We start from the raw sequence: 26,161 nt of genomic DNA, 5'->3' as shown, positions 1-26,161 counted from the left end.
TGCATTGCAACAAAGAACAACGCAAGCGTCCCATGAAGAGAAAACGTCTATTTCTGAGAAATAAATTTCCTATTTTAAGTCATATCCGTACATTGTTTCTTAAATGTCGGCTTTTTTAATGTAAACTTCCCGAAGTTTACTTACAAACAACTTCAAAAATAGAAATAAACTACAATTGATATGTCGCGAGTTTATTTTTATTTCCTAGTCTTCTCTGAAGGCACGATTGAAACTCTCGGCGACGGGAGAGGTAAGGTATTCGATCGCACGGCGTGACTTGTGGATGATCAGCACCTCCGCGGGCATGCCGGGATAGAGGCGGACATCGGGGTTTGCCTTGAAGGACGACGCGTCGATTTTGGCGCGCGCGACGAAAAACGCGGAATTTGACTTCTCATCGACCGACTGGTCCGCGGCGACATATGTGATGGCGCCTTCCATGGGAAGGCGGGAACGCTGATTATAGGCTGTCAACCGGATTTGCGTTTTGGAGCCCACCGCGATGCTGTCGATGTCACGAGGATTGACGCGCATTTCGATCAGGAGCGGCTCGTTTTCCGGAACGATCTCGAGCAGAGCCTGGCCGGGCGTGACCGCGCTGCCAGGCGTGCGCAGGAAGATGTTGCTGATGATCCCGTCCTGTGGAGAGCGGATTTCAAGACGCCGCAGCACGTCGTTTGAAGCCGTGATCTGCTCTTCGACATCCGCGAGCTCGACGCGCGCCGTCGTGATTTCGCCGGCAATCGTCGACTGAAACTCGCTTTCGATCCCGGTCAGCGCAAGCTGCGCGCCCGCTGCGGCCTTTTCTGCCCGGGCTCTGTCGCCGGCGAGTTCGCTGCGCTCCCGGCTAACCCCGCTGAGCCGGGCCTCGATCTCGATGAGTTGCGTGCGCGATACGGCACCTTTTTTCTCCAGCGTCGCCAACGCCGACCGCTGCTCGTTGATGAGGCCGAGCTGCTGATCGATCGCCTGGATCTGGATGCCGAGTGATTTCGCTTGTTCGAGGTACTCCTCGATGGTTTTTCTCTGGACCTCTATCCGCCCGGCCTGCATCTCGCGCCGCTTCTCGAAAAACACCGTCTCCGCCCTGATGGCGTCGTCGACGGCGACGTCCTCGCCATCGCCGAGTTCAGGTGGAAAGATGATCCGCGGCATGTTGGTCTGCTCGTCCTTCAATCGCGCCAGTTTCGCGATCAGGCCGATGCGCCGGATTTGGAGTGACCGCAGGCTGGAACGGGCGCGTGTATCCTCCAACTCGATCAGGGGTTGTCCGGCCGACACCTTGTCGCCCTCCTGAACCCGCAACCGGCTCATGACGCCGCCTTCGAAATGGCTGACGGTCTTTCGCTTCGAATCGACGATGACCGTGCCGCTGGCGACCGTCGCGCTGCTGAGTTCGGTCGAAAGCGCCCAGGCAAAAAAACCACCGAAGGACACGACGATCGTGGCCATCCCCGCGATGACAAGACGGCGGAGCGGCGAGCGGGTATCAAATTGGTCGAGTTCCAGGTCCGCAGGGCTGACACTCAGCGGCACCGGTTGATGCGTCTGTAGACGCCGTTCGGAAAGGTCGGGGCGGGCTGCAAGGGGCTTCTTCTCCGTCATTGCGCGGCCACCTCGCGGCGCGCTTCGCCCGCCGTTGTGGCTGGAATCACGTCCGTCCGCGGCCCAAACTGCGTGACGCGGCCGTTTTCAAGCACGAGCAGTTTGTCGGCGACCTGCATGATGGCTGGCCTATGGGCGATTATGATGACGATGGCGCCGTCGTCGCGCGCGTGCTGGATCGCGCGGATAAGGGCCCGCTCGCCAATCGCGTCCAGGTTTGCGTTCGGCTCGTCGAGCACGATGAGGCGAGGCCGGTTGTAGAGGCAACGTGCCAACGCTATGCGCTGCCGCTGTCCTCCCGAAAGGGTCAGGTGTCCGTCACCGACGGGCGTATCGTAGCCCAGTGGCAGGCGTCCGATCATCTCGTGGATGTCGGCCAATCGCGCCGCCTCCAGCACCTTGTATGGATCGCTGTCCGCCATCCGACCAATGTTTTCTCGAATCGAGCCCTCCAAGAGGGAGACGGATTGCGGTAGATATCCGACCACTTGGCCGAACGAACTGCGCTCCCAGAGATAGGTGTTGTTGCCGTCGAGGAAGACACCGCCTGACGTGGGGCGCAAGATCCCGACCACAAGCCGGGCGAGGGTCGATTTGCCAGCCGCGGAGGGACCAACCACACCGAGCACCTCGCCCGGGGAGAGGGAGAACGAAATGCCCTTGATGATCGGCACATCCAGCCCGGGGGCTGCGTAGACCAGTTTGTCGACGACGATGTCGCCAGACGAATGCGGGGTGGGCATCGTTTGGCGAATAGCAAGGTCCGCCTTGAGGGTGGCCTCAAGGCGACGCCAGCCTGCGATCGCCAGCACCCACTGACGCCAATTGTCGATGACCGAATCGAAAGGTATCAGGAGGCGTCCGACAAGGATGCTCGATGCCATCATTGCGCCGGGCGTGATTGCCTGCTCCAGCACCAGGAACGCTCCGGCCGCCAGGGTGATGATCTGGATGGAATAGCGGAGGCTGCGGGTGATGGACGACATCGCCTTGCTCCTGCTCCCACTCGCTTCAAAGCCGTCGAGGGCTTGCATTTGCAGGGCGCGCCAACGATTCGCCAGGGCCGGCAACATGCCCATTGCCTCGATAGCCTCGGCATGTCTGAGTGATGCGCCAATCTTCGAGATTGCTTCAACATTTGTCTGGTTCGCTTCCTTGGTGAGCTGGCGTGTCAGCATGTCCGTGATCAGGCCGCCGCAAAGGAGCAGCGCCGCGGAGACGGCCCCGATGAGGCCGAACAGCGGATGCAGAACGAAAAGGGCGCCGAGGAAGATCGGCGACCACGCCGCGTCGAGGGGCGCGGTTACCGCTGACGAGGTCAGGAAGCTTCGAAGTTCCGCGATGTCGCGAAGCGACTGGGTCGCGCGCGACAGGCCCTGGTCAACGGAGGCCTGAACGGCGGCGGCAAGGACTGGCATGTTTAAACGGCGCACGAGTGCGCCACCGATGGCTTGGAAGGAGAGGGCGCGGATGAATTCCAGAACACCGAGCACCACAAGGGCGCCGATCGCCAAAATCATGAGCATGACCAGCGTCTCCATGCTCTGACTGTTGAGGACCCTGTCATGAACTTGCAGCATGAAAATGGGCATCGTAAGTTGCAGCAAATTCAGGCACACGCTAAGCGCCGCCGCATATATTAGCCCAGACAAGAATACGCGCTTCGCTTGCGCGATCAGCAATCCGGGGTTGTTCTTATCATTGCCTCCCAATGATTGACCCTTGCTTCTTGTCTCATTTTGAACAGTATCACGCATGGCGATTTGCCTTGAATTAACGTTGTGGCCATCTGCCGGAGGACGGAATTGGTTATAACCGGGCGGGAGTGTAGTAATGCTTCGACCAATCTGGCATAGAAGGGCGGGGGTGTGCAAGGTCACACTAATTGTGGTCGATGGACATATTTGAAGATTACTTCAAGTTTTGAAGTATTTTTCCAACACGGAGAATATAGTGAACGACGATAGTGTGCTTAATCTTTCCGATCTGAATGACGATCTGAGAATTGGAAATAGGGGGCGGGCTGTGCAAGCAGAGCCCGGGCATGCTCAAGATCTCGAGTTCGGTGACCTCCGGCAGATTACATATTTCGAGCTCGCTCGCCTCATGGAGCGGGCAAGTCGACGGTTTTCAGGCTTGATCCGCGCGGAGCTCACCAAGCTTCGTGTAGATGATGTTGGGCCGGCACAGGCGATGATACTGCTCGCAATCGGCGATTCGGAGCTTTCGGTCGCCGAGCTTCTGGAACGTGGCCATTATGTTGGTTCCAATGTTTCCTACTATTTGAAGCAGCTTGCCGACGGCGACTACATTGATCGCGTTGCCTCCCAGCGCGACAAGCGGTCCGCACGCATCAAGCTGACGGAGAAGGGGAGGCAGCTTAGGGCAAATCTCCGCGACGCGGCGATGGCCTACGAGCGTGCAGTGAAACGTGGTGATCAGGATCAACGGATGCTTGAGACGGCCTTCCAGACGCTGCATGAGCTTGAACTGGCCTGGGCCAACGCTTCACGGTTCGGCGTCTAAGCGGTGAGCGGTGCCGCGGGACTGGCCAAGGCGGACTAGACGCGATGCATGTGGCGTTTGTTCATCGCAGGGGTTTCGGCCAGTTCGCTGCCCTGGCCGCTCAACTCGCGCAGGCGGGCAATGAGGTCAGCCTTATCACCGAGACCATAGACCGGAAGATCCCATCCGTTCGCGTCGTTCGACATCGAACGGAGCCAGGCCCGCGCGCAAATCCGCACATGGCCCGGCACATGGGCATTCCGGATCACCACGCGCGCATAGGCCATCGTGTTGCCGAAACGCTCGATGCCATGGCGCGGCAAGGGCTAGCGCCGGACGTTGTCGTCGGCCATATCGGCTGGGGCAGCATGATGTTCTTGAAAGACGTGCTGCCACAGGTGCCCGCATTGGGATATTGCGAGTTCTTCTACCGGCCGGAAGGCGCCGACATCGGGTTTTCGCCCGACGATCAGCCTGATCTGGAGACGCGCAAGAGGCTGCGCCTGCGCAACATCGCGCAGCTCTTGTCCCTCGAGGCCATTGAGGCGGGTATCAGCCCCACCCATTGGCAGAAAAGCCTGTATCCCACCGATGCCCAGGGGCGCATTTCAGTGTGCCACGAGGGTATCGATACGGTGCGGTTTCGACCAGATCCGACAGCATCGGTGACGCTTCCGGATGGACGTGTGCTCACTGCAGGCGGGCCTCCCATTGTCACTTTCGTCGCGCGCGACCTCGAGCCGTACCGCGGATTTCCACAAGCTCTGGAGGCTGCCGCCAAGGTTGCGCGGCAATGTCGCGATGCACTCTTCGTTTTCGTCGGCGGAGATGGCGTCAGCTATGGTGTGCCCCCGCCCGGCGGTGGGGCCTGGAAGGACCATCTCCTGGAGACGCTGGATATGCCACGGGAGAATATCCTCTTACCCGGCGTGGTGCCGCATTCCGTTTTGCGGCGGCTTTACCAGATTTCGTCCGCGCATCTCTACCTGACCTATCCATTCGTTTTGTCTTGGTCGGTGCTGGAGGCGATGGCGTGCGGAGCCCTGGTCATTGGGTCGGATACCGCTCCTGTCCAGGAAGTTATACGCGACGGCCGGAACGGCCTGTTGGTGCCATTTTTTGACACGGACGCACTTGCCAAGGCCATTCTCGACGCCCTGAAGGAGCCGGAACGCTATTTCGGGATGCGCGCAGCGGCGCGCCGGACGGTTGAAAATCGCTTCCGGCTGACGGACTGCCTCGATCGACAAGGGGATATTCTCGAAGGAGTGATCGGAAAATCGTTTATCCGTCGCTCATGAATGAAACTAATCAATTATTACTTTGATTTTTAAAGTATATCCGAAGTTATTTTCTTAAAAGGTGTCAATTTTTATTATTGTGCACTGCAATCGAAGTTGTTAGATTCTTGCTGGTGACGCCGCGATGATTTGAGAAAGAAACCGATTGTCTGGCGTCTTTGGTTTTTGTTCCGAAACAATTCTTCAGAGGCCGTAAGTGCGAGAGTTGATGTCCTCCGGCATTGGAAAGCGACTGGCGACGAGAAAGCTGATAGCGGCATCGGATCGGGATCGGTCATGCTTCGAAGGCAGCGATATCGAGCATCTGATCGTTCACCTCGAGAATGGCCCCTCTTCAGCGACATTGCGGAATGCATTTCCATTGATCGCTGTCGCATTTTCCGACGATGGCGAGGCGGATCTGCAGGAGCGTCTGGCGCTGCTTGGATCGCTGGGGACGGTCCCCGCGGTTCCCCTCCAGCGGCTTGATCCCGTCAACAAGTCGGACAGTTTCGCGCTTCTGCGGGCGCTGGCCGAGGGTGGCATCGGCCGGCTCGCCCAGTATAGCACCTCGATCACCTCGGAGCTTGCGATCCTGCGCCGGGAGCGCGAAACGCTGCTGGAAAACTACCGGGCCCTTGAGGATGCGTTTCAGGCGCGAAACTGGGAGCCGGTTTCCGAGATTTTCTCCCACGATCCCTATGCCGATCCAAAGGACGACGGGATCGGGCAGCTGCTTGCCACCGCCTTTGTCGAGCAGCTGCTGCCGGTATCCAGCCTTGCCGTGGCTGGTTTTGCTCTTCACCTGCATTCGGTGCCCAAGGTCAGTGGTGAGCTCGTCGTCGCACTGAGCTACCTCGAAAGCGGCGAAGGGGTGGCCGAGTGGACCGTACCCTATGCGCAACTCGTGCCGAACTGGAATTTCTTCTCGTTGCCCCGTGCCTGCGGAGGGGCGGCGCGCACGCTTCGGCTGCGAATCTCGGCGACCGGACCCGAGACCGTCGGCGTTTCGCTCGGCTATCCGATCGCCGGCGAGCGCTATTCGGCGCGGTCGGAACTTCCGCATCCGGATCTCGACCTGCGCCCGCTGGCGTTCAAGGTGTTTGCGGGACTGCCCGGCGTCAAGCCGGCCAACGCACTCAACATGATTGCGCCGAGCAATCTGCTAGAAGGTCAGTTCATCGTCGATTATCGTTTGCCGGTCGACACATTGAGCCAGATCGCGGACGTTTCGGTCACGCCCATCGTCCCGGAATTCCAGACCGTGCGCTTCCTTGAGCATGAGCATGCGATCGTCTGCCACCCGTTACCGAGCGGCATATCCGCGGGCGCGGTCAGTCGCGCCGTCGAGCCCGGAACGATATCCTTCTCGGCAAGCGCCGTCATTGATCATCCTCAAGGTCAGCCCGCGGCGGTCGGCTTCCTGCTCGCCCCGGCGAATTCGAATGCGCGTTCCGAAGTGGCCGAGCTCGCGCGAAAGGGCGCGGCCAGGCCATCAGCATTCTTCAGCGGATGGCGCGAAGTCACGTCTAATCAAGTCGTCAACATCAACATCCAGCTGGAGCAGCCGGTCCGCAGCCCGATGGATCTGATGATCCTCAGCCGCGCAGTGACGGACTCGGTCGATTTCTCCTGGCTCAAGGTGTCCGGCTTCAGGCTGGTCAAGCAATCGACGGAAGCCGCCGATGTCCGGTAACAGGGAGCTCCCCGAACTGATCGCCGTGGCTATGCCCCTCTATGGTCACGCGGCACTCGCCCTGGAGGCGATCGAGTCCGTCCTTGCCTCGACACTGAGTAGCTGCCGGGTCGTCCTTGTCATCTCGGTCGACGGCGATCCGCGGCATGAGACGTTCGACCAACTGTTGCTCTATGCCGCTGCCCATCCTTCCGTCCATGTCGTGATCGGCCAGAACGCAGGTCCGGGCGGCGCACGCAATCGCGCCATCGAATACGTTCTCGAGTGTTTTCCCGAGGCGAAGGCCGTCTATTTCCTGGATGCCGACAATCGCGTCCTTCCCGGCACCATCCAGACGCTTTACCGGCAGCTCCAAGCCAGTGGTTGCGGGTGGGTCTACACCAATATCGACACGTTTTCCGTCAGCTGGCGCGCCCACTACGGCAACCGCTATTCGCGGCTGGTCCACTGCATAACCGACAATATCTGCGACACGGGATCGATGATCTCGATCGACGTTTTCCAGTCGGGCGTCCGCTTCAACGACGACAGGCAGAACGGCTTCGAGGATTGGGAGTTCTGGCTGTCCTGCATCGAGCATGGCTTCGTCGGCACGCCCTGCCATGACACGGTCTTCGAATACAGGCTGCGGGCGGAGAGCCGCTTCAAGGAGGCGAACCGAGACCGCGCCACATCGGTGAGCTTCCTGCGCAAGCGCCACAAATCACTATTCCAGCGACCGATGCTGGTGGATTTTGAGCATGAGGAGTGCCCGCGCTACCTGTTTGCGCGAACGGAAGATACAGCGATCTCCTTCTTCACCGATCCCACCAAGCCACCGGCGATGCTTCGCCTCGACGACATCATCCCGGCGTTCTGGGCCAACATCGGCGAACCCGACAATGAACACTTCCCGCCATTCATGGTCGCCGGAAGCGGCGCGGCGCTCGACCTGCTCCGGCGTTCGCGCATGCTGCCGAACGTGCTTGCCCATCTTGAGCGCCTGAGCGAGAGCAGCAACGTCGTCTTCGTCCAACTTGCCAACGATGCCGCCCAGCGCAAGATCGAGCCGATCGTTCATGGAGCTGGCGGAGAACGGATCGGCCCCGCCGATCTCATCTTCCTTTCGACCCGGCTCGTCCAAGACGTGGTCCAGAACAACGCGGTGGACTGGTTCGCTTCGATTGGCAGCCAGCAAGTATGGCCGACATCGACTGTACTGAAAGTGCGCTTCCCGTTTCCAAGAAGCCTCCCGCGCCGGTCTCTCATCACGCCTCAGCAGGTGATGATCAATTGCGTCAACGCGATTGCCGCGAGCCCCCTGCGTGAGACGGCGGGCAGGCGGTGGACCTGGCGCCCGGCACGGCTCGTCCCCTACGCCGATCTGCACAAGGCGCTGCGCAAGGAAGTTGGGGGATCACCGGTTCTGCCGCTCGGGCACAGCGAAGGCAAGCGGACCGTCGCACTACTCGTGCCGAACGCCTCCTTCGGCGGGGCCGAGAAAGTCGTCTACGCGGCAGGCCGGGAATTGAAGGCGGCGGGTTACGAAACCCATCTCTTCGTGCTCGGCACGTCCCGGATGGATGTGATCGATGAGTTCGATTCCAGCTTCGACTACATTCACTTCTGGGACGCGGGAATTCCGGCCTGGGGAGGGTCGGGTTCCTTCCTGGGGCAGGACTTTATCGCCGAGGGGCACTCGGTCGATTGGGAGGCGCTGAAGGGACAGCTTTCCGGGTTCGACCTGGTCATCAACAATCACGTGATGGCCGTCCATCCCCTCATCGCACGACTGCGCGCCGAAGGCACGCGCACCGCCTGCTATCTTCACGTTGTCGACAATACGGCCTTCAAGAGGCCCGCCGGGCAGCCCTTCGCAGCGATTGCCCACGAACATTGCTACGATGCCTTCCTGACCTGTTCCGAACAGCTCAAGATCTATCTGCACAGCTACGGCGTCCCGCATGAGAAAGTTTTCGCCGTTGCCAATGGGGCGAGTTTCACGGTGCCGCCCAAAGCCCTGGCGGAGGTTCTGGCGGTCAGGCGGATCGAGCGCAAGGACGACCGGTTGCGGCTTCTCTACATGGGGCGGCTCGATCAGCAGAAGGGCATCGATCGACTGGCGTCGACGCTCGCGGAACTGCGGGCCTCCAACGTCTCCTTCGACGCCCGGGCCATTGGAGGGGAAATCCTTGCCGATTCCAGCTTGTCTTGGAGCGAACGATTGAAGGACCTCGGCGTCGACGTGCGTCCGCCCGTCTTCGCCAGCAAGGATCTGATCAAGGCGCTGGGCTGGGCCGACATTCTCGTCATGCCGTCACGCTGGGAGGGCGCGCCGCTGATGATCGCCGAGGCGCAACAGCTCGGCTGCGTGCCAATCGCGACTGCGGTCGGCGCCGTCGACGAACTCATTTCCGACGGCGAGGACGGCATACTCGTCAACGCGGCTTCCGATCCTCAGGTGGTGAGGGAGATGGCGCGGATCATCGAAGAGATCGCGCACAATCGCGACAGGCTCGCGCCGCTCATGGAGGGCTGCCTGCGGACTGCAGCGCGCCGGTCATGGGCTTCCTCCTTCTCGGACTTCATCGCGTGGAGCGATCGCTATGTGAATAACTCATCACTGTCCCGCGCCACAGTCTTTCGCGAGCCGCCAGTGACAAATCCCGTGGTTGCGGCGATCGGCTGATTGCCGGGCCGCCCCCTGAAACAGAAAGGTCTAGTCGAATGCGTCCACGAATTCTCGTGACGGGTATTCCTGGTCACTACACGCGCCTTGCCAATGGCGCGCATGGCTTGTCCGTCTCCTATGCAGAGCGGCAGAAGCAGCCGGAATCGAAAGAGGATTTCCTGCAGGAGCTGCGCAACATCAGCAACACCGGCAACTACCTCATCGGTGAGGGCGCCCTGCGCGCACTTGCGCCGCATGCCAAGCAGGTTCCCTTCTGGCATCTCTACAATTTGAGCAAGAGCGGCGGCGGGTTCGACGAGTTCAACGCCAACTTCGACATCTGCGTCTTTACCTGCGCAAACCTGTTGCGCAAGGGGCTTTCCGCGGACGCCGAGGCGGAGGTCCTCAGCCGGCTCAACATGCCGATCGTCATGTTGGGCATCGGCCTGCAAAACCGCAGGGACCTGGAGAACAATCTTCCTGAAGGAACCAAGCGGCTCCTGGCCATCCTGAAGGAGCGGGAGCACTACTTCCTGACGCGCGGCTACGAGTCGGCCGGTTTCCTGAAGGACCAGGGCTTCTCCTTCGTGCGCCCAACCGGCTGCCCTTCCGTCTATTTCATGCCGGACAACATGCGCCGGTCCATGACGAAGCTGTCGAGCGTAAAGATCGGCAAGGCGCGGACGATCTTTTCAGGTTACCTCGGCGGCAATCAGGATGCGATCCTCGACGCCAATGCGCTGGCCCCACAGGACACAGTTCCGCAATACGTCGTTCAGGACGAGTTTCTCCACTTCGACATGAAGGTGGAGCCCAACGAAGAGGGTCGCGTCTATGATTCCGCATCGGGCCTGATGATCGGCGATCTGGCGTACCCCGGCACGGAGCGGGAGAAGCAGCGGTTCGAGGTCCGTACTTTCTACGACACCAACCAGTGGCGCGCCTGGGCCTCGTCGATGGACTTCAATCTCGGCCGTCGTTTCCACGGATCGATCATCGCCATGCAGGCGGCGGTGCCGAGCCTGATGGTGGCGGTGGACGACCGCATGCGTGAGATGCTCGGCTTTACCGGCCTGCCCGCCGTCGACATCAACGAGATCGACAAGGCGGAGAACCGCGCCGAGTTCGTGGCCGATCATCTGGCAAAGCTCAACACGAGCGAACTTGTCGACCGGTACTCCGACCGCGAACGCGCCTTTCGCACCACGCTACGTGAAATCGGCATCGGACACTAGCGGCCCCAGGGCCATCTCTTTTCGCTTCAGAGGACAGCTATGCGTATCTTGCTTACGGGAATCCCATCCTACCTGCAGCGGACGATTGCGGACGTCTCCGGCACGACCGTCATCCATCGGCCCTATTTCGACGAGGCCAGGACCAGGAAAGGCCTGATCTCGCAGGTCAGGAAGATCGCCAACACCGGCAACTACCTGATCGGCGAAGGCGCGGCCGAAAGCCTGCGCGGCCATGACGTCACCTATCTGCCGTTCTGGCATCTCGTCAACAATCGGGATTCGCACGAACTCTACGAACGCGTGAACCGCGAATTCGACTTGTGCGTCTTCGCCTCCGCCAATCTCCTGCGGCCCGGTTATTCCGCCGATCTCGAAGCGGAGATCTTCGCCAAGCTGAAGATGCCGGTCGTGGTGATGGGCATCGGCATTCAGCGCAAGGAGGGCCTCAAGGAGCAACTGCCGGCTGGCACGCTAAAGTTCCTGGAGGTCTTGAGAAACAAGGAAAGCTTCTTCCTCACGCGGGGCTATTTCACTGCCGAGTTCCTGAAAGAGCAGGGAATGAAGTTCGTCAAGCCAACCGGCTGCCCGTCGCTCTACTTCTCGCCGAACGACATGAAGCGCTCGCTCTCGGCGCTTGCCAATCCGGGACTGTCTGAAGCCCAGAAAATCGCCTTCGGCGGCTATCTCGGCAGCGTTGCCGATACGATCGTCGATGCCCACGCGCTTCTCAAACCCGACAGCGTCGCAAGCTATGTCGTCCAGGACGAAGTGGTTGCCTACAATCTCTCTCTGACCGGCGACGACAACGACATCGTCTATGACCGGGCGAGCGGGCGTATCACCGGGGGGACCGAATACAAGCATTCGGAGAAATGGCAGCGGAAACACGAGCTGCTGGTCTATTTCGACACCAACCAGTGGCGAACCGCGATGTCCGCGCGCGATTTCTGCTTCGGTCGTCGTTTCCACGGCTGCATTATCGGCATGCAGGCCGGCACGCCCGCGCTCATGATCGCGGTCGATGACCGAATGCGGGAAATGCTGGAGTTCATCGGCTTCCCCTACATCGAGGCGGCCACTTGGAACAGGGAGGTGGACAAGCGCGCTTATCTCGCCAATTTCCTCGGCAAGATCGACACGCAGGCCGTGATTGACCGCTATTCCGCCTGCGAGGCCAATTTCCGAAATGCTCTGGGGCAGATCGGACTGTGAGCAGATGACGGCGAGGCTGCGATTGCGCGCGCTACTCGCTTGCGCGCTGGCAGCGCTCTGGGTCTTGGCCCCGGCGCGGCCGGCGGACGCGGAAGATGTGCTTGCCGATCGCATCGGCATTAACCGGGTAAACCTTGCCTGGCTTTCCCGCGCCGATCAGGAGCGGGTGCTGAAGGAGATAGCGGCAAGCGGCATCACCCATGTCCGACTTTCACTGTCGAGACCGGTGGGCAAAAGCATCGAAGCGCTCGAAATTGCGGATCGGCTCGGGCTGAAGATCCTCCTCGAGATCCAGCTCGGGAACAAGGACTACTATCCGCCGCAGACGCGCCCTCGGACCGGTTTCGGCCGCGTCTGGGACGTTCAACGGCTTTCGGATCTCGACCTCGATCTTTACCGTACGCACCTGCGCGCGGCACTTCGCCGTATCGACGGCATGGGCATCCGCATCGACGCCGTCGAGCCCGGAAACGAGATAAATTACAGCGCCTACAATGGCGACCTCGTGGTCTACGAAAACCCTGGGCGGCGCACGCCGCGCAGGGTTTCGGAAGTCGCAAATCGCTCGGCGTTCGAGCGCGGCCTCGACGCCTATATCGGCACCGTCCGCGTCACCCGGGAAGAATTGCGGGCGACGGTCTACAGCGGCGACGCGCTTCTGATTTCAGCCGGGCTTTCCGATGCCGGCACTGCCGAGGCAGATCGCCGTGGCATGGAACGGCTCGATCCCTCGGTGGTTATTTCGCTCCTGCGGGGGCGGGGGATCGACGCGCTGGTCGATGGCTACGGCATCCATGTCTACCCAGGGCGCAAACGTGACGCGGCGCTTGCGCGCTACGTGATGACGGTCCTCGATTTTTGCCAGCCCGAAGGGCAGGGCAGGCCGTGCTGGGTGACCGAATGGGGAATTGCCAACACCGCGCTGTCCTGCCCGCTCGACGACCGTGAGCGGGAAGAGGCGGTCCGTGCCGTGCGCCGCGTCTTCTCTGAGATGATGGAGGAAGGGAGGCTGGAAGCAGCCTTCTACTACGACTGGGACACACAACCGGTCTACAGCGTTTGGCGCTGCGGCGTCTTAGGCCCAGCCGGAGTCGCGGCCACCGAAACGAATACCGGTGGTGGGGTGGCAAGAGGATCGCCGTAGCTGGGAACCGGGCCAAGTCGCCCTCGCTTTGATGGAGCGGGCACGCGCGTTGCCCCACCTCGAGCTATTTACCTTGGGACGCCCAGAGCTTGATCTCGGCCGGTCCGAGACCAGCCTGCCGGCGTCTATGGGATCAACGCGGTTGGCGCCAGGGCAGTCGCCGAGGCGGCGAACCGTCTCGCCCCAAACTCCGCGGCGCGCTGTCGACAGACTGTAAACCCGAATATGCCCGGCGGCCCGAAAGCCCTCTCACGAAAACAACTCCCGGAAAAGGAGGGGGCCAGCCTCTTCCTCCGCGAGGGCCGCGCTGTTGGCAGCCTCGCTGAGTGCCTGGAAGGCGGATTGGTCCCCGACCCTGGTGCCGCCAAACCGCACCGTCACGGATATCTGCCGCTCTTGTCCGGCTATGAAGGTGGTTTCGTATACCCGAGTGCGGATACGCTCGCAGATTTTGTTGACATTTTCCATTGTTGCGTTTGGCAGATAGATCCCGATTTCGTCGGAGGCAACGCGGGCGACGAGATCACCATGGCGCACGGAAGAATGGACGATCCAAGCCATCGATTGAAGCAATGTATCTGCCCATTGCGGTCCATAGCGACGACCGATCTCATCGAAGTTGCCGACCCTGACAACGAGAATGACGCCATCGGGGCTTTCCGCGGTGCTCACGCGCCTGCGGTCTACCGCATGCTCGACGGGGGTCGCAAATGCGTCGGTGCACAGTGTAACTATGATGGGATCATGGTGCAGGGCGTGTTGAAGTTCTTTCTGGAGATCACGAAGCGCTTTTTTGCGTCGGTGAAGCGCAAATTGCAGCGGAAATGTAACAGCCGCCGATATCAACGCCACAGCCGTTAATTCTACCCAAAACGGACGTTCGGGAACAAGCAGGCTTAACAAGCAAACGACCGCGGTCATCCCAGCCGCCGAGGTAAGGGCGCCGAGCGTTGCGCTCTTGATATGCGCGACGATTGCGGCTGGGCGAAATCGAAATTGCAGGGTCATCGGTTAAACGGAGCTATTGCAGTGGTCGCTATATTTGACAGGTTCGGCGAAAATAGCAGGTGAATAAATCCGTCGGCATTTTAGCTATAGCCACCCAAAATTCTATTGTCACACCAACCCGATCGCGGCCTGAAAGGCCAAGGCCTATGCGCTCGTTCGAGAAACCCATTCGCAGCTTCGGCGTTGGCATATAATCAACCCCGCTAAATCCCCGTTAGAAAATACAAAATCTAAAATCGACAGGTGCAAAGCCGCAGCAGGGCGGTTCGATGCGTCGTGTGTAGTATGCGCAAGATCCCGACGGCTTGCGCAAGCCGGCAGGAGAGGCCCGCCGGCGATGGGTCTAGGTTCACTGTACCCATCCGGATTGGATGAGGTCGTAACAAACAGGAACCACCCATGTCAGCCTGCCTCGTTGTCGATCTCGACATTCAAGACCATGATGCAATTGCCGATCACCGCTCCAATGCCCTGCAGCTCGTCGCCGAAGCCGGCGGGGCTGCGACATCCGCGACCAATGCGATCGTGACGCGTGTTTATCGCGCTGCGCACATTCGTTCGTTTGAGGTAGTCGCCGCGTTGAGGCCATTCGTTGAGGTCGAGCGCGAGCAGCACGGGACGAATTCAGCGCCCCGATCGCATCGTCGAACGTCCCTGGCGGGCGTCCTTTAACTTGAACCGCAGGTCGGCGTCCTTCGCCTTCGCGAGCAGCACGCCGATGTTTCGGGCATCGCCGAGTACGCCGGCCAGCCAGCGCATTTCGCCGTTCAACCGCCGAGGTTCTTGATCGAACGCCTGTCCCCGGAATGGGCTTCGCCCTGATCGATCAACACCTCGATCCTCGAACCGTTCTCCTTTACGTTCCACAGACGCCTCACGACGTCCCTTGACAGTTCGAGCTTGATCTCGATTTCGGACGACAAGACGCACTCCCTTTGGTAGGAGGTCAAGCGACATGTGATGAAGGTGGGGCAAATCTTAAGGAAGGCGATGCTCGAAGGGTCTCGGCATTTTCTCGCGCAGGACGACATCGGGCGGGACGTTCGGCAGGCGGGCGCCATCTGCCTCAGGCGCGACGATGGCGGACGAATGATGATCCTTCTGGTCGGAAGCCGTCGCAACGGCCGTTGGGGTGCACCGAAGGGGCATATCGACCCCGGCGAGACGAGCGCAGTCGCGGCTGGTCGCGAGGCATTCGAGGAGGCGGGCGTCGAAGGCGTTGTCAATCCCGAGCTCTTCGGCTTGTTCTCCTATCGGAAGGACAGCACGCCGCATCGGTATCACGTCTCCGTACATCTGCTGGAAGTGTCGGGCATCGCCGCCGACTTTCCAGAAAAGGGTGTGCGAAAACAGAACTGGTTCCCGCTCGAGGTCGCGATCTCAGAGGTCTCGCAGCCGGGACTTCGTGCACTTCTCGAACGACTGCACGAATAGACATGCCCGTGTCATGCACGACCGATACGGTGGTCACATCTGGTTGGATCTTCCCCTGTAACCAGAATGCTATTGCCCGCGATCCGCGGGCGTCTTTTTGAGACGCGGATAGCTCCTCTTCAGGAGCTCGTCCTGCAGGCACGGACAACAAATTCTGGGAACAGCGACGCCCTCTCGCGGGCAGGGCTCACCGGTAGTTCCGTGCCTTGTTTCCGCCGCGCCCGCGACATCTGATCTTCACGGTAAAGTGGTAGTCTCCTTTCAAAGAATAAGGGAACTCGCAATGCTCGACCTGACCATGTCTCAAGTTTTGACCGACCCGTTGATCCGTCAAATGCTTCGCGCCGACGGAGTGAAGCTGAGTGAATTCGCGATACTGCTCGAGAAAGCCGCATCGGAGCGCGGGCGCCGTTTTTCGAACCAGTCGGCGATGTCGGATGCGGGTTCCGGGTCTGCCGAAGTTCGCGCGAGCTAACCTGTTTGGGCGGGTTGCGCAGATGCGGAAACCGGCCTTCGGCAGATATCGCTCCTCTTCAGGTGAAGGAATCCAGTCGAGCAGCGCATTGCGCGCCGGTTCGTTGCATGCTGCTGTACGAAAGTACGACTCCCTGCGCCGACTCTGTTCCGACCGTCAATCTATGGGGTCTTTGTATTGCTGCGCTCTCATGTGACGGCAGATTGCCTCGGCCATAACTTCGGGCGACCTCTGGCCTCCGAGCGCGAGTCGGACGGCTTCGGACATGGCCTCGCGGCCACGCTGGCTATCCAGGGGGACTCCGTGCAGATCACACCATACCTCAACCACGGCAGCAACGCATTCGATGCCATCGTCGTCTAAGGAAAGAAGATTGAGAAGAGACATTTTCTGCTCCTCCGGCTTACGGCAGGAGCAAAGGTGATCTCTCAAGCTACCTCCGCCGTGAAATCCGGGGCCAATGCCATCTACTTAGGGCGCAGGCGCCGAAACTCCATCAGCGACGGAACAAATCCGTTGGCGCCGAGTTACACTTCGTATCGAGAACTTTAACCCCTCTCGATGTCCTACACGACTTCCTCAAGCCCTGCGCTCTACGCGGGGCATTTTTTTGCAAGGGTGTGGAACGAAGCAGAGCGTAAGGCGTCGGTGGTTGCCGCGTGCCTCTGTCGCGCAGTTACCGTCACTGAAACCGATTGGATTGCCATGGCCGCCTACTATCAAGCGCTCGCTTTGACCGCTCCTTCGCTGCAATGACCGCTGATGCGGCGCAAAGCAGCCCTGGGGACCCCTCATTCAGCCCGCTGTTCCGCCGGTCCCTCCGCTCGGGAAAGATTGAGCGCACTGTTGATCAGTCCGACATGACTGAACGCCTGAGGGAAGTTTCCAACCATCCGCTCGGCGTGAGGATCGTACTCCTCTGCCAGGAGGCCGACGTCGTTGCAAAGTGACAGCAACCGTTCGAAGAGACGCCGAGCGTCGTCCCTTCGACCGATCAAGATAAGCGCGTCGGCCAGCCAAAAGCTGCATGCAAGGAATGCACCTTCCCCAGGTGGCAGCCCGTCGTCCACTTCACGGGTCTCGTACCGGAGCACGAGGCCGTCGCGCAGGAGCTTGTGTTGGATGGCCTCGACGGTGGCGATGTAGCGTGCGTCCTCGGGAGGAAGAAATCCGACCATGCCAATTTGCAGCAGGCTGGCGTCGAGAGCCTTGGAGCCGTAGGCCTGAACGAAGCAGCCAAGCTCGGCGTCGAATGCCTTTCGGCAGACCTCTTCGTGAATTTGATCGGCCACGGCTTGCCAATGCAAGGCAGCCTCTGGATTGCCTTCGTCTCGCGCAGTCGTCGCCGCACGGTCGAAGGCGACCCATGCCATGACCTTCGAGTATGTGAAATGCTGGCGTTGACCGCGCACCTCCCAAATCCCTTCGTCCGGTTCTGTCCATATCTTCTCCAGGTAGGGAAGAATGGCGGCCGCGAGCTCGCGTCCGCGGCGGTGAGGCGGCAGTCCTCCCTTGCGCGCTTGCAGCATGGCGTCGGCGACTTCGCCATAGACGTCGAGCTGAACCTGTTCTGAGGCTGCGTTGCCGATCCGGACCGGGCGAGATCCTTCGTAACCCGGAAGCCAAGGGACCTCCCACTCGAGCAGGTTCCGCTCGCCTGCGACACCGTACATGATCTGCATCTGCGCAGGGGCGCCCGCGACAGCTCGCAAAAGCCAATCGCGCCATGCGCCGGCTTCCTCGTAGTAGCCGAGCTTCATGAGCGCGAGGAGCGTCAATGTGGCGTCACGTAGCCAGCAATATCTGTAGTCCCAGTTGCGCGGTCCGCCGAGTTGTTCGGGGAGTGAGGTCGTCGCAGCTGCAACAATGCCGCCTGTGGGCATGTACGTCAGTGCCTTCAGCGTAATCAAAGATCGTTTGACCTGCGCCGTCCATCCGCCCACCTGCGGGCAGTTCTTCGCGAATGATCTCCAATAGGATTCGGTGTCCTCCAAGGCAGTAGAGATGGACTTCGCGGCCGGCCGAGCCAAGTGCGACGGGTTCCATGTCAGCGTAAATGACTGCTGTTCCCCAGCGGAGACGGAAAACGTGCCCACGGTTCGCATCTCGTCGCCGTGCAGCGGAACGGACGACGTCAGGGTGAGCCTGTCAGGTCCGGCAATCGCTGTGATGGTGCCGTCCTCGCTGCTGGTTACCCATGGCACGGTTCGGCCGTAGTCGAAGCGAAGGACGAATTCCAGGTCGAACGTCACCGTGCCGCTCTTGCCCTCGACCAGACGCATCAGATCGCTTGTACTATCGCGCAAGGGCATGAAGTCGCAAACCACCGCGGTACCCGTTTCGGTCTTGAACTCCGTCTCGAGAACGAGGGTGTCGTCCCTATAATGGCGTTTCACGACATGGTTCTCGCTCGCAGGTCTGATCGACCAGTGACCATGGCCTTCGTTGCCAAGGAGGGCGGCGAAGCAGGCAGGAGAGTCGAAGCGCGGAAAACAAAGCCAGTCGATCGATCCATCCTTCGACACGAGCGCGGCGGTCTCGCAATCCCCTATGAGCGCGTAGTCCTCGATGCGGCCTGGCAAGTCGACCTCCTTTGTTCGTCGGACTTGTTAGAGGTAGTGGCTGAGAACATGGGTCAAGCGTCCCGGATGACCAGAGGATGGTTACAATGGGCGGATAACCGCTTCGGACATCCTTAGTGACCGCCTTAGGGCAAATTGACCTGCTGGCCGACAGGCTCGCCATCCCTTTCGACGATCGTCGATCCATCGCGACGAACGATCCGCTCGGCCACAACGCCTTTGCCGACAGTCCCGAGATCGTGCGCCTGCTCGGGCGGCGGCTGGCCGGGCAGAGCCTGGAGGGCGGAAAGGCAAGCGTTGCCGACCAGATCGGCGTAACTGCGGCGAATTTCGCGGGCTCGGCGGCGCGCCTTGCCGTTGCGGCTCCTGTCGCCGTCATCAGCCCGGAGGCGCGAGAGATCCTGAAAGAGGAACTCTCCTCCGACGGCACAACCATCAAGAATGGGCAGATTTCATACTGAACCTCCGGTATGGATCCCCTGCCAGGTAACAATAGGATCGGAAGATGGACGTCACCACGACTGGAAGACATCGGCTGCGGGCTGAATACGTGTCGGGGATCGTCGAAGCCGGCACGGCGGCGTGCCGGCTGTATGGGCCGTCGAAAGCAACCGTCGCCGACATCGCCCGACTTTCTTGGGAAGTCCCCGGCCATCATCTACAGAATCTTCCCCTCCAAGGCTGCGATATGGGACGCCGTCGCCGGAGATTTCCTGGAGAACAGTCTGAGCTTCCCCGCGCTTGTCACTGGTGGACGAGGCGATACGGCGAACTGCCTAAAGCAAGCCACGCTCGGGCACCACCAGTTGATAGTGGAGGCATGTGACCGCGAGCGCCAGATGTTCAAGCTTGTTGTTCTCGCTGCAGAAGAAAGTTGGTCGTCGTTCATGCAGTATCGCAAGCGACTCCAGGCCGATGTGGGCGAGTTCATTCGAGCTGGTATAGAGACCAAAGAATTCGCTCCGACGAATGTCGATGCGGCCGCATCTTGCTTTTGCGCCTCGGTCATCTCCTTATGGGATCCACGGATCATTCGGCCGACGCCTTCGACCGACTGTGGGACATCGGCTCAGGAGCTGATTTCCTTTGCCGTTGCGGGCCTCCGCAAGTTCGCGCGCTGAAGCGGACACGACAGCGGGCGCGGTGAATGAAGAATGATGCTGCGAAGGCCCGGGCTCAACCCGAACACCGCCCAGGGTCTCGATCTTCCAAGTTGCGACGAAGCCGTTTCCATCAGCGCGCAAATGGGCTATTCGCGCTTGCCGTGTTCAACATCGGAAAGATCGATCTGAATGCTGGCCGGGCAACACGCCGTGGCGCTAGCCTCTGCCTTGGCGTGCGCCGCGTGCTATATTAACGTCGCGGACACCCGCTCGGCTCCGCCTCGACGACAAGAGCCTGCTTAAGGAATGGAAGCCGAGCTACGCGAGTGGGTTCGCCATGCAAGGAAGCCTGGCGGCCATCTCCGCCAACGCCGCGTTCAGCTTGAAACCCTAAGGCTGCCGCGCGGAGGGCGGCGCAGCGAAGGGCGTATTTTGGAGACGAGTACGATGGCTGACCCTGATCGCTATTCTGGGAGACCGCCGAAGCACGGTCGCGGCGTATGGATACTGGTTCTTATGGTAGCAGCCCTAGCGCTGTTTGCGGGATGGTTTTCTGGATATTTGGGCTGAACTTCGACACAATTGCCCCTTGCAGCCGCAAGTGACGTTGATGCGGATCAGCAGGGCCGGAGTCGTTGGCTCGGATCGAGCCCGCCGGCACTGGATGTCTCTTCCAAGACTTCATCACGGGAGGCATTGCTTTCATCGTTCGAGAGCATTTCGAGCGAACGCCTGCACCCGTCAAGCATTGAGGTCAGCCGAAACGACAACTTCCAAACCTGCAATGCGTAATGTAATCGCGGCCGCTCAATTGCCTAACAACCTAGGATCACTCGTCATTTCCGAAATGCGTCTGTCTCGCAACTTGGATCAATTCTGTCCTGGCTACTAAGATGGTCCAGCGCCAAGAGTAAAGCAGCGACGCGGTTTATCGAAGAAAGGCAATCTGCCAAACCGGAATAGTTTTCGACTAGCCAGTTGAGCGCCGCTTGTACGATGACAAAAGCCGCAGTCACCTGCGCAACTTCACCAAGTGACATCGTTCCGACCAGATATTTCGGAGCGCAGAGAACCCAGGCGATGACGGGGGCAAGCAGAACGTTTCCTTGCGAAACGAGGGTGGTTTGCATGAGCTGCACGCACAATTCACGCCAACGATCTATCACATCCTGAAGCGCATGGCTGAGAGAGATCTGCTGCTCGATTTTACCTACAGAGTTCGTTGCAAACGCATCGCGTTCGCGCAGATGCGACCCGACAGAGCGGAACTGAGCTTCCGCCGCGTTCTTGCCTGCAATAACGCTAACCAGGCGACGACCAATGAATATCATCGCAAGCGTCAGGAGCGCTGAATAAGTCGCGACCGCAATCACCAAGTACTTGGGCACTGTCAGCACATAACCAAAAACGCCGACAGCGAGATCACCACCGACGTTCCAAAGGATGCCGATAAATATTCCCGCGCTGAGCACAGCCTTGAGCAATCCGACCGCCATGCTGAGCGGAGAGTCTACAGCAATACGCGCGTCTTCAGCGATTCGATACTCGGGATTCTGGTCCTCACCCACGGCAAATTGGAGGCTGCGGAAGAGGTCATGTTCCAGCCAGCGATCGATTAAGTACTGTGTGAGCCACGCACGCCACCTTCGTTGCGTCGTCATCAATGACCAAACGCCCAGAACCGCCACAAGGATGCTTGCTCCGGCGAGCGGCAAGAAGAGCAGTGCCTGTGCTTTAAGGACGCCGCCATCGCGGCGTCCAAAGGCATCAAAAAAGTCTCTGCCCCAATAACTTAGTCGATACTGTATCACCAATTGAAACAGTACGCTTGCCAAGAGCAACAAAGTGGGAATCCACGCTGTCGCAGCGCCAGGGCGTCGCCAAAAACCCGACGCGCTGCGCCAGAAGCGAGCAAGTAGAAAGCGTTGCCCATGCGCCGGAATATCCGTGACCAAACGTGTCTGGCGGCGCGTCGATACGTTCACTTCCTTCGACGGATGCTCGCTTGGATTTCGCAAGACACAGGTTCCATCGCGCTACTAATCCTTCGCCAATTTTGCCTCATCCAACCTGAGTTTATTGTGTCTGAGACCTGCGCAGCTGGCATTTCTCCAGCACGTGATCAGACAACGAAACGCGAAGTTAGGGTGCCAGAAGATAACGGTAGGGCGCTCGCTCAGTACCAGCGGCCGCGACCGTAAAAGCCGCCGCCTAACAGAAGAACGATTAGGACGATTATGAGGATTGTGGTGATATCCATTGTATATCTCCTTGGAGTACGGGTGAGCATCTCCGTCGCGCTTTGCCGCGCAGTGCGTTGCCCACGATTGCACTCCAACATAACGTTAACTGCCAGAGCCCAATTTTGGTTCCATTCACGGGAAGAATCGCGATGTGGCTAGCTCGTATCCGCTGAATACCGCGCGTACAGCCAAACAGCAGCTCACCATCTTGGAGTGCCGTCATGACGGCACCACGAGCATCCTCGATTCAGCTGTTCATCGGGCGCGGTGCGGCCGACACAACGGCCCTATGATGTTGACGGCTAGTCCACCCCTCATCGATTTTCCAGGGCAGGCCGCCGGGCTGGCGATCTGTGCAGATGACGTTTGCCAAGCATTCCGCAAGCGCGCATAGTGTTTGTAGCAGCAGCCAATGCTAAGGGCGCTACTGCCCAGGGTTCCATCCCCTCGACCCCAACAAGTAAGGGAGGACGCGCAAATGTCTTCCATCACAACCCGCCGCCATATCGAAAACTTCATGGGCGGAGTTCGCCGGTTTAACTACGGCAATTTCGCTGTTGAGGCATCACTGTTGGTCGGCTTGGCATTCGTCACAGCCATGTTGTTGTACGGCGTAATTTGGCACTGAGCGTTAGACCATTCGGCCAAGAGGTTCATAACATTGCGACCTCACCGTTTCCGGCCGTCCGGAACATCATCTCGGGATCAATCGAAGCCCGGCTGGCACCGTTACGTTGGCTACGTTTGTTTGCGAAGGATTGGTTCGAAGTCGATTTCACGCAGCGCCGGCTATGGCTTTCCACTCGGCCGCAGCAGTCAGCCCGGCGGATAACGGCGACCTTACTCTTCAATAATCCGATTTGACGCGTCTCTTTGGCCGTTTGGCGTGTTAGAAAGTCCAGCCTGCGTAAATCTACAACCTCTATGCAATCAGGCCCCCCAACGAACCCTTCTCTGCAAATTTTGCCTACTCCGGCTCTTTGCCCTCAAGCTCTTGACCTCAACGCTCGAGGAGCTCTTTGCGTTTTGCCTCGGTGTCGATCTCGCCTTCCAGATTCTCCACGAAATCCGCATGCGCTGCCACGATGAAGTGGCGCTCCCGATGCGGGCAGCGACATCATGAAACCTTTTGATTTTTAAGCCGTTGTCACGCTTATGATCGACGCTAAATTCAATCCGAAATCGATCGGCGGCGCCAAACCAGACCCTCCCGAGAAGGCGTCAACTGTTGAAGTTACGCCGCCGCCAGATGTCGTGGAGCCCGACGCGGAGTTGACGGCTGAGGAGGCGGAGCAGGCGCGCAAGAGATATTTGCTGACGCGCTTCTGGATCGGCGCGCGCGGCTATTGGGGCCGCGGCGGCGACAGCTTCGCGTGGCCGTGCTCACTCGGGCTATTGACGCTGATCGTCGTCAATATCGGCTTCCAGTATGGAATCAATCTCTGGAATCGCGCGATCTTTGACGCCCTCGAGCAGCACAATGGCCGCACCGTATATCTTCTGAGCGTCGTATTCCTGCCACTCGTGCTCGGAACCATCATCCTTGTCACTGCACAGGTCGCCCTTCGCATGATGATTCAGCGCCGCTGGCGTTCCTGGCTCACGACCGCAGTGATCGCGCGCTGGCTCGCAAACGGCCGCTACTATCAGTTGAACCTCATCGGCGGCGACCACAAGAACCCCGAAGCGCGCATTTCGGAGGATTTGCGGATTGCCACCGAAGCACCCGTCGATTTCATCGCCGGCGTCATCTCCGCATTCCTGTCAGCTTCGACCTTCATCGTGGTGCTCTGGACGATCGGCGGAGCCATGCATCTGACAATCGCAGGCTCGACCGTCACCATTCCCGGCTTCCTCGTCATCACTGCAGTACTCTACGCCGCGATCACCTCCAGCTCGATGGCGGTCATCGGCCGCAATTTCGTCCACGTCTCCGAGGTCAAAAATCAGGCGGAAGCCGAATTTCGCTATACGCTGACGCATGTGCGGGAAAACGGCGAGAGTATCGCACTGCTCGGCGGTGAGGAGGAAGAGCGCAGCGACCTCGATAAGACCTTTACCAATGTGCTCAGGCAATGGGCGCTCCTTGCGCGCCAGCACATGCGAACGACGCTTGTGTCGCAGGGATCGAGCCTGTTCGCGCCTGTCGTGCCCGTCTTGCTTTGCGCTCCAAAGTTTCTCGAAGGCAGCATGACGCTTGGACAGGTGATGCAGGCCGCCTCCGCCTTTGCCATCGTTCAGAGCGCGTTCGGATGGCTGGTCGACAATTATCCTCGTCTTGCCGATTGGAATGCCTGTGCACGACGCATCGCCTCGCTGATGATGTCGCTCGACGGGCTTGAGCGCGCGGAGCAGAGCAACGACTTGGGACGCATCAAGCGCGGTGAAACGGAAGGCGATGTGATGCTCAGTCTAAGCGATCTCTCCGTGTCGCTTGACGACGGCACCGCCGTGGTCAAGGAAACCCAGGTCGAGATCGAACCAAGTGAGCGGGTGCTCGTGGCCGGCGAATCCGGTTCGGGCAAGAGCACCCTGGTGCGGGCCATCGCAGGTCTCTGGCCGTGGGGCGACGGCAGCGTCAATTTCCACGCCGACATGCGACTCTTCATGCTGCCGCAACGGCCTTACATCCCTGCCGGGACGCTCCGCCGTGCCGTCGCCTATCCCGGCGCCGCCGATAGTTGGACCTTGGATAAGATCAAGGCGGCCCTCGACAAGGTGGGGCTCGATTATCTGACCGACAAGATCGAGGAGGACGCGCCTTGGGACCAGACGCTGTCAGGTGGCGAAAAGCAGCGTCTCGCGTTTGCGCGTCTCCTGCTACACAATCCTGATATCATTGTGCTGGATGAAGCAACGTCAGCACTCGACGAGAAGAGCCAGGATAAGATGATGGAGATGGTGATCCACGAATTGCCGAAGGTCACCATCATAAGCGTAGCGCATCGAGCCGAGCTCGAAGCCTTCCATAGCCGCAAAATCACGTTGGAGCGGCGCGAGGGCGGCGCAAAGCTTGTCAGTGATGTTGATCTTGTCCAGCGCAACAAAAAACGGAACTTGCTTTTGCGCCTTGTGAAGAACCCGCGGGTCCTGCCGAAAGCCAGCACGACCTCGATTGGAATGCGGCCTTCCAAGCGCAAAAACTGAAGTCCCTCAAGCGTTTCATGGCCCGCAATCGCCTCTCTGCTGATATTGGCGGCGGACATGTCATCAGCTTGTTCCTCGGTGGACGAGTTGTGTTTGGGGACTGTCCCGTCCCTGGAAAGGACGTTCTATATGCGGGTTTCGAGTTTGCGGTTCCGCGCTGAACGTCGACGATCTTCGACAAGAGCTCACTTCACAACCCCGGAAAATTCCAGCTCCTGCTGGCCCAAAATCGGGTGCACTTCAGGTTCCACTAAGCGCTATAAGGGCAAGAAAGACCCCGCAGTCGCGGATGCGGGGCTAAGGCGCGAGTTGAACTTTGAGGGGTTTCATTTCCCAAAGCCATAGCCAAAACATTCCGCACCGGAGGCTTGTTCCTGCTCGCTTTCAAAGAGAGCCCCGCAATAGCCAGCGGGGCGAGGAAGGGACATGGAAAGGAACGGCAGGGTGTCATAATCGACCGTCTCTTTGCTCAGCGCGGCAGATTAGTTGTTGTTGTCAGCGCAAGTGTCTTCGGTATTTTCGGTACCGCTGTTTCCGCCTTGGGTCTGTAGCGATCCCTTGCCGGTCACGCTCTTGCAGTTTTGCTTGTTGATCGTGCGCGCGGTGCTATTGGTTATGGTCTTGTCGACCTTCTTCATTTTCATGGTGCCAGTGGCAGCACCATTGTCGGTGTGGTTTTTGTCCATCGTTGAACCGGCAGGCGCCGGGTTCGACTGGGCGAATGCTGATCCGGCGAGGCCGACAGCAAGCAGCGAGGCTGCCAAGAGTCTAAAGCGCATGTTCTCCTCCTTAGGCGTTGCGTCATTGCAACGTGGAGGTAACCATGCAGCGGGGCCGTTGTT

The 26,161-nt window shown here is 59.5% G+C and carries 22 protein-coding genes and 1 pseudogene; 14 read left to right on the top strand and 9 right to left on the bottom strand.

The features are described 5' to 3' along the window. Window positions 1-204: 204 nt before the first annotated feature. Window positions 205-1,605 (bottom strand): HlyD family type I secretion periplasmic adaptor subunit, encoded by a 1,401-nt coding sequence (locus tag K9B32_RS15955; protein ID WP_224563728.1) that lies wholly within the window; start codon window positions 1,603-1,605, stop codon window positions 205-207. After that, on the bottom strand, window positions 1,602-3,362 hold the full coding sequence (locus K9B32_RS15950) for a type I secretion system permease/ATPase (protein ID WP_224563725.1): 1,761 nt from the start codon (window positions 3,360-3,362) through the stop codon (window positions 1,602-1,604). Before K9B32_RS15950 ends, K9B32_RS15955 begins: the two co-directional genes overlap by 4 nt. A gap of 268 nt (window positions 3,363-3,630) precedes the next feature. Here K9B32_RS15950 and K9B32_RS15945 point away from each other — a divergent pair, with 268 nt between their 5' ends. From K9B32_RS15945 to K9B32_RS15915, 7 genes are all read left to right on the top strand, one after another. Continuing rightward, on the top strand, window positions 3,631-4,131 hold the full coding sequence (locus K9B32_RS15945) for a MarR family transcriptional regulator (RefSeq protein ID WP_224564042.1): 501 nt from the start codon (window positions 3,631-3,633) through the stop codon (window positions 4,129-4,131). Between the two features lie 44 nt (window positions 4,132-4,175). Further along, window positions 4,176-5,411 carry a glycosyltransferase family 4 protein gene (locus K9B32_RS15940; protein WP_224563722.1) on the top strand — a complete coding sequence of 412 codons (1,236 nt, stop codon included), beginning with the start codon at window positions 4,176-4,178 and terminating at the stop codon, window positions 5,409-5,411. Between the two features lie 208 nt (window positions 5,412-5,619). Beyond that, the gene (locus tag K9B32_RS15935; protein WP_224563719.1) at window positions 5,620-7,086 is read left to right on the top strand and encodes a DUF6212 domain-containing protein; all 1,467 of its coding nucleotides are present in this window, start codon (window positions 5,620-5,622) and stop codon (window positions 7,084-7,086) included. Beyond that, window positions 7,076-9,754 (top strand): glycosyltransferase, encoded by a 2,679-nt coding sequence (locus tag K9B32_RS15930; RefSeq protein ID WP_224563716.1) that lies wholly within the window; start codon window positions 7,076-7,078, stop codon window positions 9,752-9,754. Before K9B32_RS15935 ends, K9B32_RS15930 begins: the two co-directional genes overlap by 11 nt. Window positions 9,755-9,792: 38 nt before the next feature. Further along, window positions 9,793-10,971, top strand: a complete 1,179-nt coding sequence (locus K9B32_RS15925) for a polysaccharide pyruvyl transferase family protein (RefSeq protein WP_224563713.1) — start codon at window positions 9,793-9,795, stop codon at window positions 10,969-10,971. 39 nt (window positions 10,972-11,010) lie between these two features. Further along, entirely contained in the window at window positions 11,011-12,183 is a 1,173-nt protein-coding gene (locus K9B32_RS15920; protein ID WP_224563711.1) for a polysaccharide pyruvyl transferase family protein, read from the top strand. Between the two features lie 4 nt (window positions 12,184-12,187). Next, window positions 12,188-13,327: a glycoside hydrolase gene (locus K9B32_RS15915; RefSeq protein WP_224563708.1), complete on the top strand. Its 1,140-nt coding sequence runs from the start codon at window positions 12,188-12,190 to the stop codon at window positions 13,325-13,327. 249 nt (window positions 13,328-13,576) lie between these two features. Here the strand turns inward: K9B32_RS15915 and K9B32_RS29045 are convergent, their stop codons facing one another. The 4 genes from K9B32_RS29045 to K9B32_RS15895 form a co-directional block, all read right to left on the bottom strand. Then, window positions 13,577-13,999, bottom strand: coding sequence for a diguanylate cyclase domain-containing protein (locus K9B32_RS29045; protein ID WP_224563705.1), 423 nt, complete (start codon window positions 13,997-13,999; stop codon window positions 13,577-13,579). Between the two features lie 738 nt (window positions 14,000-14,737). Next, window positions 14,738-14,950, bottom strand: coding sequence for a hypothetical protein (locus K9B32_RS15905; protein WP_224564072.1), 213 nt, complete (start codon window positions 14,948-14,950; stop codon window positions 14,738-14,740). Window positions 14,951-14,959: 9 nt separating this feature from the next. Further along, window positions 14,960-15,106 carry a hypothetical protein gene (locus K9B32_RS15900; protein ID WP_224564069.1) on the bottom strand — a complete coding sequence of 49 codons (147 nt, stop codon included), beginning with the start codon at window positions 15,104-15,106 and terminating at the stop codon, window positions 14,960-14,962. After that, window positions 15,103-15,258, bottom strand: coding sequence for a hypothetical protein (locus tag K9B32_RS15895; RefSeq protein WP_224563702.1), 156 nt, complete (start codon window positions 15,256-15,258; stop codon window positions 15,103-15,105). The genes K9B32_RS15900 and K9B32_RS15895 overlap by 4 nt, the downstream gene beginning before the upstream one ends. A 67-nt stretch (window positions 15,259-15,325) precedes the next feature. Between K9B32_RS15895 and K9B32_RS15890 the strand changes: the two genes are divergently transcribed. From K9B32_RS15890 to K9B32_RS15880, 3 genes are all read left to right on the top strand, one after another. Further along, complete coding sequence (locus K9B32_RS15890; protein ID WP_224563699.1) at window positions 15,326-15,769, top strand: NUDIX hydrolase; 444 nt, start codon at window positions 15,326-15,328, stop codon at window positions 15,767-15,769. Between the two features lie 283 nt (window positions 15,770-16,052). Next, window positions 16,053-16,244, top strand: a complete 192-nt coding sequence (locus tag K9B32_RS15885) for a hypothetical protein (RefSeq protein ID WP_224563697.1) — start codon at window positions 16,053-16,055, stop codon at window positions 16,242-16,244. A gap of 177 nt (window positions 16,245-16,421) precedes the next feature. Next, the gene (locus K9B32_RS15880; protein WP_224563694.1) at window positions 16,422-16,607 is read left to right on the top strand and encodes a hypothetical protein; all 186 of its coding nucleotides are present in this window, start codon (window positions 16,422-16,424) and stop codon (window positions 16,605-16,607) included. Between the two features lie 428 nt (window positions 16,608-17,035). On the opposite strand, the gene K9B32_RS15875 is transcribed toward K9B32_RS15880, so the two are convergent. Next, a complete protein-coding gene (locus K9B32_RS15875) occupies window positions 17,036-18,826 on the bottom strand; it encodes a glycoside hydrolase family 15 protein (RefSeq protein ID WP_224563691.1) in 1,791 nt (596 codons plus the stop codon). A gap of 143 nt (window positions 18,827-18,969) precedes the next feature. On the opposite strand from K9B32_RS15875, the pseudogene K9B32_RS15870 reads away from it, so the two are divergent. Beyond that, window positions 18,970-19,287 (top strand): annotated as a pseudogene (locus tag K9B32_RS15870) (esterase); the annotation flags it as partial. Window positions 19,288-19,296: 9 nt separating this feature from the next. Continuing rightward, a complete protein-coding gene (locus tag K9B32_RS15865; RefSeq protein ID WP_318013344.1) occupies window positions 19,297-19,947 on the top strand; it encodes a TetR/AcrR family transcriptional regulator in 651 nt (216 codons plus the stop codon). Window positions 19,948-20,765: 818 nt separating this feature from the next. On the opposite strand, the gene K9B32_RS15860 is transcribed toward K9B32_RS15865, so the two are convergent. Continuing rightward, window positions 20,766-21,947 carry an SbmA/BacA-like family transporter gene (locus K9B32_RS15860; RefSeq protein WP_224563686.1) on the bottom strand — a complete coding sequence of 394 codons (1,182 nt, stop codon included), beginning with the start codon at window positions 21,945-21,947 and terminating at the stop codon, window positions 20,766-20,768. Between the two features lie 703 nt (window positions 21,948-22,650). Here K9B32_RS15860 and K9B32_RS15855 point away from each other — a divergent pair. Then, a complete protein-coding gene (locus tag K9B32_RS15855; protein WP_224563684.1) occupies window positions 22,651-22,800 on the top strand; it encodes a hypothetical protein in 150 nt (49 codons plus the stop codon). 527 nt (window positions 22,801-23,327) lie between these two features. Then, window positions 23,328-25,319 carry an ABC transporter ATP-binding protein/permease gene (locus K9B32_RS15850; protein WP_224563682.1) on the top strand — a complete coding sequence of 664 codons (1,992 nt, stop codon included), beginning with the start codon at window positions 23,328-23,330 and terminating at the stop codon, window positions 25,317-25,319. Window positions 25,320-25,801: 482 nt separating this feature from the next. On the opposite strand, the gene K9B32_RS15845 is transcribed toward K9B32_RS15850, so the two are convergent. Further along, window positions 25,802-26,098: a hypothetical protein gene (locus K9B32_RS15845; protein WP_224563679.1), complete on the bottom strand. Its 297-nt coding sequence runs from the start codon at window positions 26,096-26,098 to the stop codon at window positions 25,802-25,804. Window positions 26,099-26,161 lie beyond the last annotated feature (63 nt).

The organism is Rhizobium sp. 3T7, assembly GCF_020166565.1.
GTDB lineage: Bacteria > Pseudomonadota > Alphaproteobacteria > Rhizobiales > Rhizobiaceae > Rhizobium.
Note: the sequence above shows the minus strand (reverse complement) of the source record. Positions and strands in the feature narration are given on the sequence as shown.